Genomic DNA, 13,599 nt, shown 5'->3' on the forward strand with positions numbered 1-13,599 from the left:
GGAATGTTTCATTTATGTTATTAAAACTTCACGCTATAAGTAAGGCTTATGCTAAGCACGGTGCAAGGCGCCGCTGCGATGAAGGAACGTTCTTCCGATCTTGGGCTCAGATACGATTCGTGCCCTTTCGCTGCCCTTGCCTCGTATCCATCTTCCTACTACATTATACTTCCTAAAGCAAGAAACTTCTCGTTTGGGGTGTGGGGGCTCCGTAAAATCCTATTCTAGCAATGTTTCTGACCTTATACTCCTTCGAATCGGGAATTTACATGGAGCGTCCAGCGATCGGAGGAATATCCGCATGTGGAGTGATGCCTTCCCTCAATAACACGATTTCAGCTTACTTCCTCCCTAAGCACCCAAGCGGAATGTAAATTTTCTAGAGAGTCTCCGTGCCTCCTTTGAAATCGTGTTATGTCCTAGCTTCAACGGAGCAGGCGGAATCATTCTGAAGAAGCGTTAGCGATCGCCTTTGTCCCCGGATTCCAACCATAACATACATTCCACAGGAATCCGGGGGCAACAGTGATCGGAAGAATGATCCGCATGTGAAGTGATGCCCATTCCATCAATAACACGATTTTAACTTACACTTCCCTCTCCAAACACAAGCGGAATGTAAATTGCCCGAAGAGTTTACGTGCCTCCTTTGAAATCGTGTTATATCCTAGCTTCAACGGAGCAGGCGGAATCATTCTGAAGAAGCGTTAGCGGTCGCCTTTGTCCCCGGATTCCAACCATAACATACATTCCAAAAGGAATCCGGGGGCAACAGCGATCGGAAGAATGATCCGCATGCGGAGTGGTGCCACTACCCCAGATAACACGATTTCAACAGAGGCAGATGGAAATTTACGATTCCGGCACCAACTCATACATCTGCCCATACCTCTTCCCATCGGTAAAAAACAGCCGCACATAATCGTTTTTGCCGACCTCGATCACCGGCAGCACGTTTACGCCGGCCTCAAAATCCGCCACAAACGGATACAGCGTGCCGTCGTCCTTATTCGCCGGGTAGCCGCCCGTTTTTTTGACGTAGCAAAGCGCCTCTTTCGGGATCGGAATTTCGGTCGTTACCTTGATTTGCACCGACTTGTATTTTTGCAGCCAGCCGCCTTTGTGGCGGATGGAAAACCACACCTTAGCTTTGCCCGTGCTGAATTCCTGCCGGTTCTGGCCGTCATGCTGGCGGATCAGCGCCGGGCCCTCCTCCGTTTCCGTGGCGGCATAAATCGTGTATACGACCTTGCCGACGCCGTCGATCCGGTCGTGGTAACCGTTCGCGGCCTTATATTCGTTCCGGGTGTACAGCTTCAGCCTGCTCATGTTCGGCCGGCGGGTATCCTGCATCGGCTCCTCACCCGCCAAGCAGCGCTCGATATAGACCGCCTTGATGTCCTCCGGCCAACGCCAGCGGAGCGTGCAGCGGTCTCCATCCAGCTGATGGGTCACGCCGCGAATGAGCATGGAGCTGATATCCGCATCGATGAACCTCATCCTGTTTTCTCCTCCCGTTTAAAATCCTCTGCTGCCGCTGTTTTTGTTCCGGTCCGCAAATCCGCCCCGCGAACGCCCGGCCAAACCCGGACGCTGCAGGCCCGCTTCGAGCTTCCCGTTTTCTTTGACCGGCACGATCGCCGTAAAGACCGCCAGCACGCCGGCAAGCACCAGGCAGGCCAAAAGCCGGATGATGCTGTCCTTCCAATCTTCGCCCGTCAGGCCGAACTCCAGCAGCAATCCGGCCAGCAGCCCGGAAACCGCGCCTCCGGCGCCAAAGCTGCGCGCAAGATAACGGTTGTCAAAAATAAGTCCCAGCGCGAGGCCGATGCCGGCGCCGATCAAAGCGAGGAAAACCACGCGAGCGATCAGATAGAGGACGCTGTTTGCCTGCGGTCCGGTTCGCTCGGTAACAAGGGTGCGCTCGCCTGCGTCCCGGTAAATTTTTTGGAACACCGGCGACAAATCGCCGGCATTTTGCACGTCGTAATATTGTCCGCCCGTTTCCTGCGCGATCGCTTTCAGCAGATTCGATCCTTGCGGATCCATCAGTCTCAGCCCGATCGTGTTCACTTGAACTTGCTTTTGCTTATAAGGAGCGAGCGCCGCATTCAGGTCGACATTGCTTGCACCGTCGGAAAGCAGGACGACCATCGTCCCGCGGCCCGCATTGCCTTGATCTTCGATATGCTCCATCGCATCGGACAACGCCAGGCCGATATCCGTGCCGCCGTCCGTCGCTTCCAGCGCGTCGATTTCGCCGGTGACTTGGTCTTTGGCAGCCTGGTTCTTCAATTTCGTAAAAGGCTGCAGCAGCGTCGTCTGGTCGTTAAACACCAGTACCGCTACCCTGTTGCTGCCGTCCATCCGGTCGATCATGTTTTTGGCGGCCGTATAACGATCATTATCCGGGTCCGTCTGCGTCATGCTGCCCGAGTTGTCGATGACCAGCGCGATATCCTTCACCGGCTTCATTCCGCCGCCATTGATCTCGTAGACGAACTCAAGCGCCAGCGCCAGAACGAATATCATCACAAGCGTAGCCGGCACCAGCAGCTTCCACGACGTCCCCGCATAACGCTGTCTCCAAGAGGGGCCGTTCAGCCGCGGCGACATGACCTCGGCGATCAGGCAGCCAAGCCCGATAAATAAGGCAAGCAATCCGAAATAGAGACCGATCACCACGATCCGCGGCCAGTTTGCTCCCCACGTATTCAGCATGATCTCCGCGATAATGTAGCCGACGGCGCCGCCAAGCAGGCTGAAAAGCAGCAGGAGCAGATTCAATTTTCGCTGCATATCCATCTTCCTTTCCTATAAAGCCAAACGAAAAGTTCGGCGACCGATTGAAAACGGGGCTATTTGAGCTCCGGCAGCCGCTCGGCTTCGATTCCGTGGAATTCGTAGCCGTTTTGAACGTAGGTTTCGTAATACATTTTGCCGTTGCGGTAATACATCAGATCCTCCAGATGAAAACCGCCCATCAGGTTCAATTTTTCCACGCCGCTGCTGCGTTTCTCGTGCACGACGCCAAGCTTGTAGATGCGGGAGGTTTCGTCGGCCCCGGCCGCATAGCGGATAAACTCGCTTTCCGCATCCCCGAAAAAATACTTCTCCTCGTAGCGGTGCTCCTGCGTGTATTCCAGGAGACGCAAGTTGATGACCGCATGCTCTTCCAGCGTCCGGTACAGCTTTTTGAACAGTTCTTCCTTCGACAGCACCTGGCGATTGCCGTATTCCGTCGTGACATTCGCCCGGTTCAAAAGCTCCTCTTCGAAGGTCTGGTCGAACGCTTCCGATTCCAGCAGCTCTTGCCTGCACACTTCGATCAGCCGCAGAAGCAGCCGCTCCCTGCCTTCATCCAAAAGCTCCGCCAAACTTCCCATGTACCGTTCCCCGAAAAAGACGCCATCGCCGCGCCGCGCTTCCAGCTCGCGCATCAGTTCTTCCGTAACCACGCCGTAATACTCCATGATGTTCTGGCCGATGTAGTCGTCGGCCTCCCGGATGCTTGCGCGGGCCGCATGCAGCAGCATTTCCTGAAGCCCGGAAAGCTCCAGCGCCTTTTGCTTATATTCCGCGTGAATTTGCGCCAATTCCGCCTCGTAACGCCGATACAGCTTCAGTTCGGTTTCAAGTAATAGCAGCTCCAGCTTTCGCCGGTACACCGTTTCGAAGAAAAAACGGATGAAGCTGCGCACGTTATGCTTCTCCATCAGCGGCCGTTTCGGGAACGGCTGGTTTTCGACGCGCTCATCATAATAACTTGCAAGCTCCGCTTTTTCGGCTTCCAGATGCCCCGCCAAATCGCGGATCCGGCTCCGTACCGCCTCCAGCACGCTGCCACCGTTTTTCTCGTCGGTCCATAACGCGATCCCGAACATCCCCACGGCGGACTGCTCGCGCAAACGGCGGCGGATGCGTTCCCGCAGCCCTTCGCCGGTCTGCTGCTCTTTCAGGCGCTGCTCGGTTTCCTGCACGTAATTGCTTTGAAAATACGCCTCGCAGCCGCCGCCGAACAATGCCTCCTCCGCGTCGCGCAGCGTCATGCGCTTTAACGAGCCGTAGCTGACCGGATGCGTCATCATGCCGGTCATCTCGGCGATTTTGTCGCCGTCCGGAACCATTCGTTCCGCTTGCCCGGATATGGCCGCCGGATCGAGGCCGAAAAAGGACATTTTTTCTTTGAGTCCCCACTCCGGCACGTTTTTCATCCGACTGAGCAAACCGCCGTAAAAATGGTACAACACCGCAAGGGCGATCGACTCGTTCGGCCGCTTGACGCGGGAAAAACCTGCCGAAACGTATCCTTGCCGGCCGGATTCGGTCATGACGTTATTTTTGAAGGAGGTGTTGTTATATCCTCCGGCATTCAGGTCGTAATGTCCTTCCTTCTGCTTCCGGTTTTTGAGCAGGCTGACATGGCAAATGATTTCGTAATTATCCTGCATGCCGTGGGCGGCCGTAATGCCGCGCTCGTTTTTGTCGGAAAGCACGTACACAAGATCAAACAGCGGGGCAGGCTGGTGCGTGACCGGGATGGACAACCCGTCCTCCGTGACATGCAATTTGGCCGAAAAACGGTAGTCCGAACCCTGCATCACTTCCAGCTCCCGGAGAAAAGCGACGCCCGCCGAGCTGCCGTATCCGAACGACTCCATCTGGTCCCGCTCGCTGATCAGGGCGTACAAATCCATCTGCACCGATTTGAAGGACTGGGCGAAGATCGACTGCGCCAGCAGCGAAATTTCCGGTATGAACACATTAAGCGGGTCGTCGACCCGCGTAATGACAGAAAGATGAATGCGGTCGAATGACGAATAGAGCCGTCCGTAGTCCGCTATGTTGTAACTGAGCTGCCGCAATGCCCGGTTCAGGCCGTACAGCTGCTCTTCGTTCCGGTAAAAAGAATGGTACAGCGCTTTGCGGAACGTCTTGGGATCATTCCCTGCCGGTCCGGCGTCGATCGTAAATCGGCTGACCCGCAGCAACGCGCTGCCGGAAGCTTCGTCCGCCCCCGGTTCCCGGATCCCCCCCTGCGCGGAAACCGGCTTCCCGGCTTGCCGATTGGCCGGCCCGGGGGTCGTTCCCCCGGGCGCGCTCCCGGTTCCGACATGAAAATACATGACGCCGGCGCTGTTATCCCATTTTTTATGGTTGATTCGCATCATCGGCTCGATCGCCTCGGCCGACTTATCTCCAATGAATAGAAACACGGCCGGGTAGTGGATGCTACTCTGGTCATCCCCTTTGCCCGACAGCTTATCCTGATCGGCGGCATAACCTGCGGCGAACCGCTCCAATACCCGCTCCATCATGATTTCAACCTTCTGCGGATATCGTTTAATTTGGAGGACACCTGCTTGTAGAACTGGTGGCGTTCTTCCCCGTCGGCCAACTCCACCTTTTCGTATTCCAGCGTCTCCCGCGCGTCGAGGAACGCCCCGGCCAGCTCATCCAGCTTGGCAAGCAGCGCCGAAATATCCTCGGATGCCGTCAGCTCTTGATCGCGGCGGGATGATTTGCGCATCAGCGTGCTCCGGCTTCGCTCGTCCAGACCGCGGAAATGCTTGTAGACCTCGTACTCCACATAACGGACGCTTTTCATCAGGTTCGCGAACGGTTCCCACGCCTCTTCCTCCGGATCGCGGTCGTAGACGTACAACGCGCCTTTTTTGCAGATCGTGCCCGTGTACATCGCTTCGATAAACTGGTCGATCCACTTTTCTTCGTCCTGGTTCCGGCTGATGACCTCCTCCAGCTCCTTCAGCTTGGAGTCGATCGCCCGGTATTTCGCCAGCTCGGCGCGCATGGACGCAATTTGCTCCGGCGAGCGGATCAGGTTTTCTTTGGCCATCTCTTCATTGATGCTGCCGAAAATGTCCTTGCTGCCCGTTCGTTCCAGACCGCCTTCAAGCAGGCGCTTCAATTCGGTGACGGCCCGTTTCACTTCGCCGAGATTCGGCTTGGCTGCCTCAAGCTGCATATCGTAAGCGCGGAGCCAATCATTCAGGTCGAACGGCTTCGTATACATCACCGCGTAACGGTTGCTCGTATTCTGATCGATGTCTTTTTCCACGATGACCTTGTACGCCAAGGCCTGGTCGAATTCGGCCCGAACGCGGGCGTTGTAGCTTTGAACCCGCGGGTTGACGTAGGTTTCACCCCATGATTTTTCCGGAATCGGCGACGGCAGGTACGTCCAGTTGGCGCGGTCGGTCTGCACCAAATGGCGTCCGATGCCCTCTTTGTCGAGAATGGTGCGTTCGTAACTTTCCTCGTACACCTTCAGCGGCGTATACACAAACAGCGGCACGCCGTTTTTGGTGTTCAGCCAGAAAATCCGGTTTTTCACTTCGCTTTCCTTAACCGTAAAGTTCGATTTGCCGATCGAATTGTTCTGGTAGTTCCGTATCCCTTTCAGGATGCTCGGCGCCTGCACCGGCACGGACACGAAACCCCAGGAAGGGAAATAGAGATTGCCCGCGCTGTTGCTCAAATGGAAGACCGGCACGGCTTCCTCGTCCAGCTTGCTGGCGATTTTCCGTTCGACGAATTTCTCGATCGACTCCTCCTGCCCGAACTTCATCACGAGGAAATCCTCCATCGATTTCGTGATCAGGTCGCCGAATTTCTCGGTCAGGAAGTCCGAAATGGAGCTGACGATGTCGATCTCCTGTTCCTTGATCCATTGGTCGGAATGGAGCAGGAGCTCTTGAGTAAAGTCGCGAATGAGATCCTCCACGTCCTTCTGCTCCATCATCCGGTTGATGACCTTGGAAATGTCCGGCACGCTGACGATGTTCCAGTAGTACGTTTTGTTGCCTTTATGGTCCTGCTGCTCCTCGCCGTTCAGGAGGATGTCCCCGTTTTTGGCGAAGATGGCGTTCAAAGCGTTCAAAATTTCGGTATATACGTTATAAATGCGGTTGTTTTCCTGATTCAAAAGATCGTACAGATCTTCGTAAAACTCGATCATCTGCTCCGTGCGCTCCACGTCCGCCATCAGCCAATATTCGTTGATTTTCGCTTCGATGTAGACGTTTTTCTTTTTCTCCTTCGAGACAAAAGCGCTTTTCGCGTCGCCCAGACGCTCGTTCGCCTGCTCCCTTGCCGCTTCGATGTCGCGCGGAATGCGGGTCAAATTCTCCCGCAGCGTCTCGATGTAGGACAGCAGCATTTTCAGGAGGCAGAAGCCCTTTTCCGTGTACAGCAGACGGGATACGTAAAACGGACCCTGCTGCGGATGCAGGAAGATGCGGCGCACCTGGTCGCTGAACTGCTCCACGATTTCGCCGGGCAGCTGCTTTTTCGCCTTGATGTATTCTTCACGGGCACGCGCCAGAAACGTCTGCTCCAGCTCCGTGTCCATGTTCACGACCTGGTTTTTCACGACGTTCGTATAGCTCAGGCGTTCGCTGTTCTGGTAACCCGGCAGCGGCTCGGGCACGCGGGATTCGAACGTTTTGACCATCGTGTCGAGGTCGATGCCGAGCTTGCGCGCGAATTTCTCCACGTCCTCCTGGCTTGGCGCCTTTTCGAACATCGTTTCCATTTTGCCGAACAGACGGTACGCCAGGAAGGTCGTCATCTCTTCAATCGGGAGCACCGCGGACGATGCGCCGATGATGTTGTAATCGTAGTTGGCCGGATACATCTTGTTCATCTGCGCGATGTTCGTGCGGATGTTGCTGATGTAGTCATGTATGGCGAATTCTTCGCCGGATTGCTTATCCTCGCTGGCCATAAAGTTCGTAATATTCTCGGCCGTGACGTTCATGCAATAGTCGTACGCGCTTTCCAGCAGTTTGCCTTCCGTATTCGTCGCGGAAATAAGATGGCACAGGTTAAACGGCGGCAGCGGCGAATTGACCGTCAAAATGTTGCCGTACTGCTGCTTGAAACGCTCGCCGCGGGCGTCGACGTTCATCCAGTAGTCGAGCTCCTTCAGGGCGGCATAGCCGTTTTTCTTGATGTATTCGCGCGTATGTTCGCTCAGGCTTTTGTTCGACAAATTCACGTCCGGCGTAAACAGGTAGCCGAGCGTGTTGACGCGGTCGATTCCCGCGGAGCCGTAATCGCGTTCGATGATGCCGCGCACGATATAGGCGATGTCCAGGAAGCAGCCGCTGCCCGTGCCGCCGGAGAGGCCCGTCAGCAGAAACACCATCAGCTTTTTGTTGGTGCCGACGGAGAGCGTTTTGATCTTTTTGTCGATGGCTTGAACGACCTGATTGATTTTCGTGAACAACAGCAGGCGTCCCGCTTGGCGCACCCCGGCCGCGCCGTTCATGCCGTCGGTGATGCTGAGCTCGGGAGACAGCCAATCCGTGATGTAAGGCTCCAAAATGCTGCGGTTCTGCAGCAGCCCGCCGATTTCGGCGTTGGAGAGCAGGACGAATTCGTTGATCGAATCCAGCCCCACGCCCTTATAGCGTTTATTCCGGTCCTGTTCGTTGGTTTCAAACGCCAAAAACTCCACGTTGGCCGGTTTCTCCATTTTTTTCTTGGACAGCGGATCCTCCGGCAGCTTGAAACGGCGGTTGATTTGGTATTTCAGGCGCAAAAGCGCGTCAATCCCCGTGCCTCCAAGGCCGATGATGAGAATCGGATTGTCGATCGTATCGACCCGGATTTTCTCGCTGACGATCCCTCCGCCAAGCGATACGTCAAGCTGCTGGATGTGTTCTCTTACTACCGGTTTCATCGTTTCCCCTCCTGAGTGCTTCTCAAGGTTCGTATATTTACCACGTTTGAATCTTTCAACATCACACCAAATATTCGATCAAAATCGTCTTATCCACCTGCGGCAGCGAGATGCTGAGGCGGTCGCCGCTTTTCAGCTCGGCCCCCTGGGCGGCGTTCACCGCGCGCCCCGATTTCTCGACGGTGCAAGCGGAGTTGTTTTTCAGCACAAGCCGGTCGTTTTTGCCCGGCATAAACATGACTTTATCCGTTTCCTTCAGCTCCGGCGCAAGCTGGAGCAGCTGATGCAGATTGAATTTGCCCTTGAAGGCGGTCAGCTTTTTATATTGCGGATACGTTTTTTCGCCGGTGTTCTCGTCGCGGATTTCCACGACGATCTGCCCGACAAATCCTTTATTCGCTTTGCGGACCGCACCCATGACAAAGTAGGCGGCAGCCGCCAGAGCGGCCAGGACGACAATGCTTATCACTACGGGCCACACATGAAATGGTTTCTTGTCTTCCTTGTCCGCCGCCGGGGCCCCTCCGCTTCCTGCGCCGGCAGCTTTGGCGCTGATCGTCACCGGCTTCGATTCCCGGTAAAAACTTTTGTCTTCGGCCCGAACCTTCAGTTCGTATTGATGTTTCTCCTCGACCTTGTAAGAGCCTTCGAAATGGTCTCCTTTATTGGCAAGCTCCACTTCCTTCGGTTCCCCGGTGTCGAGATCCTTGACGAGAAGTTTGGCGCTCATGTCATTGTAAAGGCCGTTGTTCTGGAGCTTCTGGCCGTTACTGACGAGATAAGCGTTGATGTCGACCGTGTCGCCTTTTTTGACGGCGGTCGATTTTAGCGGCTCCATGGCCAGCTCGAGATCATAGTTGAAAATGAGATTGATATCGATTTTATCTTTGGAAACACCTTTGACCTGCAGCTTCCAATCGCCCTGCTCCGGCTTCAGGAGCTTGATCAGGGAATAGGTTTTCGACGTGGAGCGCTGCACGTTGGCCGACGGAACCGGCACGTTTTTGCCCGACGGATCGGTCAGCTTCACGTCCACCGGCTTGCCGGACATCAGCGAAATGTTGGCTTCCAGCACGTTTGCGTTCGGCACGTTGACGGTGACTTCCTGATAGCTTCCGTTTGCGGTAATCGAGCTGATCGGTACGATTTTCAGCTTCTGGTGGCTGGCGAAAATTTCGCTCAAAATTTGCGGCAGCTCATCCGCCGAACTGGTCGAAAAAGATTTGCCCCCGGTCTGGTCCGAAAGCTTGGAAAGCGCGTCCTTGTTCAGCTTGCCGTCCGCATTGAGCCCGATCGTATAAATCGGAATGCCCCCGGCTTTTGCTTCCTGTACCGATTGGCTGAGCTCCTGATTGGATTCGGCAGCGGTCCGGCCCGATTTTGGATCGAGCTCATTGTTGCCGTCCGCCAGCACGACGATCATCGGCTCATGGCCCGGTTCCGCGCCCTGTTTCAGCACCTTGACCGCTTCCTTCAAGCCGACGGAAATGTCCGTGTAAGCCCCGCGGTCGATTTGGTCGATGAATTGCTTCAGATCGTTTTTGTCCGAGTTCGACTGGATCGTCAGCAGCGCCTTTTCCCGCTGGATTTTGTCGGTATAGGAGACGATCCCTACCTTGTCCCCTCGCGCCTGAAGCATGTCGATGAACATTTTCATCGCTTCGCTGCTGATTCTTTTCGGGTCGCTTGCTTTCATGGAGTTGCTTGCATCGAGAACGAGCACGGCGTCGATATGGGAGGAAGGCTGCGCAGCCGCAGCCGAAACCCCGGGACTTATAACCGGCAAGATCAGCAAACATACCAGCAGGAGACAAAGTGCTATTTTATTTTTATGAAGCATAGACTTTCGATACTCCTTCTCTAGTGAATTGTCAGATTTCCTAAGCCTTCATTCTACTTTAGGAAAAAAGTCTTAAAAAATGCTTAAGAAACGATAAAATTGCGTAAATAACCAATTTGAAAGATTTGCAAATCTAGCAACAGGACCGCCGTAAGACGACTAAAAACTCCCAATACTTTTATATTATGATATAATTAAAGCCGGTAAAGTTCAATGTGAGCGGCCGTCGCGCTGTACATAGGGCATAAGTCCCACCAACGAAAACTCATCGTTTTGAACCCCGAAAGGAGTGCGGATTATGATTGCATACGGATGCCTCGGCATTTTGTTTCTTTTTATCGCCATAAAAATCGCCGTGTACTTCCATCGACAAAAGAAGGCGCCTTCGCCCGAGGATCTCGATGAAACGCTCCTTGAAATCGCCAACCCGCGGGGGGATCGTGCATGATGACCAAGAAAAAGCCGCTGATCCTACGCCCTTATCATAAGACGAGTTATGCCTACGAAAAGTTAAGAATTTGCAAACATTGCCGATTTTTTACGGTGCTGTGGGAAGACAAATGCGCGAATTGCGGCAGACAGGCTTTGATTCCGGTCATGCAGCAGGCCCGTATTCAAGCCAAACATTCCATGCAAAACGAGCGGCTGATCGCCCTGCTCATGACCCTTGCGGCCGTGCTGTTCAGCCAAACTTTCCTGCAGATCATCCTCAGTCTTGCGGGCGGGTTCCTGTTGACGGGGCTGCTCTGGTGGGTTCAACGAAAAACGGTCGAGCCCGAAACCCGAAGGCAGCTGGATAAGCTGCTGCGCAGCAGCGAAAGGCGCATTATCGAAGGCATTTATATGAACCTGACCACCGCTTCGGCCGCCATCAAAGACGATGAGCAGCTCGGCTACGAAATTTTGCGGGAAATGGCGACGATTGTACGTAATGACCGGATCCGCTTGCAGCAGATCATGCTTCTGCAGTCGTTTGCGCTCCGCAAAGACATGGATCTGACGCTCGAGCCGCTGATGATCGAGGATTTTGAGCCGGCCTTGGCCGAATACATCGGCGAGCTGGCCAAAATCAAACGCGAGCTGATCAAACATCAAGCCATCCGTTACGTCCTGCGGTATGAACGGGAAATTCTCGAAATGAAAAACGGCTCCCGGATCCTGGCGCTTGTGGCCGGCGCGGCCGTCCGGATGAAAACGTACGTGGATGCATATCCGGATTTCATTCTCCGCTACGTCCGCCAGATGCCCAAAGACCGCTTCCTTCGTTTGTACCGGCTGGTGCGCCGCCATCCCGACCAACCATGGAACGGACTGCGCAACGAAGTATCGGCTCTCTACAACGAAAAATACCGCTGGGACCCCGAATTTCAAAACTGGGAATAAGGCATGTGTCCAAATTCTATTAGAGGGGCCGTTAATATATGACGATAAAACCGCCCCGAACCCTGCGCAAATTTCGGATTTGTCCGCAAAACGCCGTAAAAAATAAAGAAACGGAAAGCATATGCGGCTTCGCCGGCCTGGACTGGCGGAGATTCCACCTTCGCGAAAATAAAGCCGGGCGATATGCGTGAAACATATAACCCGGCATAAATTTTGAAAAGGCCTGCTCACAAATGGAGCAGGCCTTTTCTAGTTCGATGCTTCTGTCAGGATTTTGCAAAATCCTTATGTATATAAAATATTTACGGGATGAACCAAGCAGTTTGGGGAGTCGGGACTATTCCAGATTTACGATCGGAATCTGCTGCTTTTGCAAATATTCTATCAGTTGCGGGAGCAGACTGACCGTTTTTTCGGATTCATGCAGAAGGATGACCGATCCCCCCGCCTGGGCATGCTCGATGTAATTGAGCACGTGCTGCGGGCTGTTTTTGCTTTTCCAATCTTCCGGATCGCGGTTCCACAACACGATTTTCATGTCGGCGCCTTCCGCCGCTTTTCGGGTATGTCCGTTCATGGAGCCGTAGGGAGGCCTGAACAGCACGACAGGCTTGGAGGTAATGTCCTTTATGAGCTTGTTTGTCTGCAAAATTTCGGCCTGCTGCCGCTCCGCAGTCAGCTTCTGCAAATTGGAATGCGTCATGGAATGGTTGCCGATCGCCAATCCTTGGTCGGAGACGTATTTCACCGCCTCGGGAAACCTTTTGACCTGGGTTCCGACGAAAAAAAACGTCCCCCCGACATGGTAATGCTGCAAAATATCGACGATCTCTTTGGTGTATTTGGAAGGCCCGTCATCAAAGGTGATCGCGACGGACTCCTTCGAAATGCCGAAATTGACCGGCTTATCCAAGCTGACCGCTGCCGGCGCCCGAAATTCCGGCTTGAGGGGGACGGGCGGCCCGGACGCCGCAGGAACGGCGGCGGCAGCCGTTTTTACCCAGGATTCCCTTTCGGTTTGAGCGGTCAAACGTTCCCCCTGCGCGGATTTGCCCTCCGCGGCAACGCCTTCCGCCAGGGCCGCCCCGTCTGTATTGGCCAGCGCCTTTTCATCCATGAGTGAAGATTTGGAAAAAGAGAAATAAAATAAAAGAATAAGGACCAGCAAAGCGGCGCCCACACTTGCCATTTTTTTGGCATTCGCTGCAGCCTTGGCAGGTTTCGGATCGGGCTTGGGCTCGGGTTCGGGTTCGATTCCGCCGCTATGGCTCCCGTCAAGACGTGGAGCGATGAAAGACGCTCCCTCCAATTCGCCGGCATCGCCGATCCGCTTCAGCACGGCAAGCTGTTCCGCAAACGTCTCTGAACAAGCGAATTTGACTTTCCGCACGGCGTTTCTGCCGTACCTGGTAATTTGGCCGTACCGTTGTTGATCCAGAGAACTGCGCTCGCTCGCAAAAGACAGCCTGAATTTTATGTCGGAGTCCTCGGTTTCCGTCAGCGCCCGGCGAATTTGCTGTCCCGTAAACGAGTCCACTTTCCAGACCATCGCGGTCGTTTGACCGCAAACGAAATCCACCTGCATGAAAAAATCCCCGGACTCCAGCTCTTCAATGGACCGGATCTCAAGCCACTTCGTCAAATAGGGTTGCTGCATGGTAAACCTCCC

Annotated in this window: 8 protein-coding genes; 2 read left to right on the top strand and 6 right to left on the bottom strand. The window is 54.4% G+C overall.

What is annotated here, in order from left to right; genetic code table 11:
* Nucleotides 1-852: 852 nt before the first annotated feature.
* The 5 genes from GQY55_RS06325 to GQY55_RS06345 form a co-directional block, all read right to left on the bottom strand.
* A complete protein-coding gene (locus GQY55_RS06325; protein WP_160039297.1) occupies nt 853-1,500 on the bottom strand; it encodes a beta-mannanase in 648 nt (215 codons plus the stop codon).
* Nucleotides 1,501-1,518: 18 nt separating this feature from the next.
* Nucleotides 1,519-2,799: a vWA domain-containing protein gene (locus GQY55_RS06330; RefSeq protein WP_160039299.1), complete on the bottom strand. Its 1,281-nt coding sequence runs from the start codon at nt 2,797-2,799 to the stop codon at nt 1,519-1,521.
* 59 nt (nt 2,800-2,858) lie between these two features.
* Nucleotides 2,859-5,315, bottom strand: a complete 2,457-nt coding sequence (locus GQY55_RS06335; RefSeq protein WP_160039833.1) for a transcription initiation factor TFIID — start codon at nt 5,313-5,315, stop codon at nt 2,859-2,861.
* Entirely contained in the window at nt 5,315-8,707 is a 3,393-nt protein-coding gene (locus tag GQY55_RS06340; RefSeq protein ID WP_160039301.1) for a tubulin-like doman-containing protein, read from the bottom strand. Before GQY55_RS06340 ends, GQY55_RS06335 begins: the two co-directional genes overlap by 1 nt.
* Nucleotides 8,708-8,768: 61 nt before the next feature.
* Nucleotides 8,769-10,547, bottom strand: a complete 1,779-nt coding sequence (locus GQY55_RS06345; RefSeq protein ID WP_160039303.1) for a vWA domain-containing protein — start codon at nt 10,545-10,547, stop codon at nt 8,769-8,771.
* Between the two features lie 298 nt (nt 10,548-10,845).
* Between GQY55_RS06345 and GQY55_RS30980 the strand changes: the two genes are divergently transcribed.
* Both GQY55_RS30980 and GQY55_RS06350 read left to right on the top strand, forming a co-directional pair.
* A complete protein-coding gene (locus GQY55_RS30980) occupies nt 10,846-10,995 on the top strand; it encodes a hypothetical protein (protein ID WP_201452102.1) in 150 nt (49 codons plus the stop codon).
* Nucleotides 10,992-11,930, top strand: a complete 939-nt coding sequence (locus GQY55_RS06350; protein ID WP_236575451.1) for a hypothetical protein — start codon at nt 10,992-10,994, stop codon at nt 11,928-11,930. Before GQY55_RS30980 ends, GQY55_RS06350 begins: the two co-directional genes overlap by 4 nt.
* A gap of 337 nt (nt 11,931-12,267) precedes the next feature.
* Here the strand turns inward: GQY55_RS06350 and GQY55_RS06355 are convergent, their stop codons facing one another.
* Nucleotides 12,268-13,587, bottom strand: coding sequence for a polysaccharide deacetylase family protein (locus tag GQY55_RS06355; RefSeq protein WP_160039305.1), 1,320 nt, complete (start codon nt 13,585-13,587; stop codon nt 12,268-12,270).
* Between the last annotated feature and the right edge of the window lie 12 nt (nt 13,588-13,599).

The sequence above is a fragment of the Paenibacillus sp. USDA918EY genome (assembly GCF_009870825.1).
Classification (GTDB): domain Bacteria; phylum Bacillota; class Bacilli; order Paenibacillales; family Paenibacillaceae; genus Paenibacillus_AQ; species Paenibacillus_AQ albilobatus.

What these genes read in the sequence shown, in the direction of transcription:
- GQY55_RS06335 (WP_160039833.1), bottom strand. Translation starts at nt 5,315, where the DNA reads ATGGAGCGGGTATTGGAGCGGTTCGCCGCAGGTTATGCCGCCGATCAG.
- GQY55_RS30980 (WP_201452102.1), top strand. Translation starts at nt 10,846, where the DNA reads ATGATTGCATACGGATGCCTCGGCATTTTGTTTCTTTTTATCGCCATA.
- GQY55_RS06345 (WP_160039303.1), bottom strand. Translation starts at nt 10,547, where the DNA reads ATGCTTCATAAAAATAAAATAGCACTTTGTCTCCTGCTGGTATGTTTG.
- GQY55_RS06355 (WP_160039305.1), bottom strand. Translation starts at nt 13,587, where the DNA reads ATGCAGCAACCCTATTTGACGAAGTGGCTTGAGATCCGGTCCATTGAA.
- GQY55_RS06340 (WP_160039301.1), bottom strand. Translation starts at nt 8,707, where the DNA reads ATGAAACCGGTAGTAAGAGAACACATCCAGCAGCTTGACGTATCGCTT.
- GQY55_RS06350 (WP_236575451.1), top strand. Translation starts at nt 10,992, where the DNA reads ATGATGACCAAGAAAAAGCCGCTGATCCTACGCCCTTATCATAAGACG.
- GQY55_RS06330 (WP_160039299.1), bottom strand. Translation starts at nt 2,799, where the DNA reads ATGCAGCGAAAATTGAATCTGCTCCTGCTGCTTTTCAGCCTGCTTGGC.
- GQY55_RS06325 (WP_160039297.1), bottom strand. Translation starts at nt 1,500, where the DNA reads ATGAGGTTCATCGATGCGGATATCAGCTCCATGCTCATTCGCGGCGTG.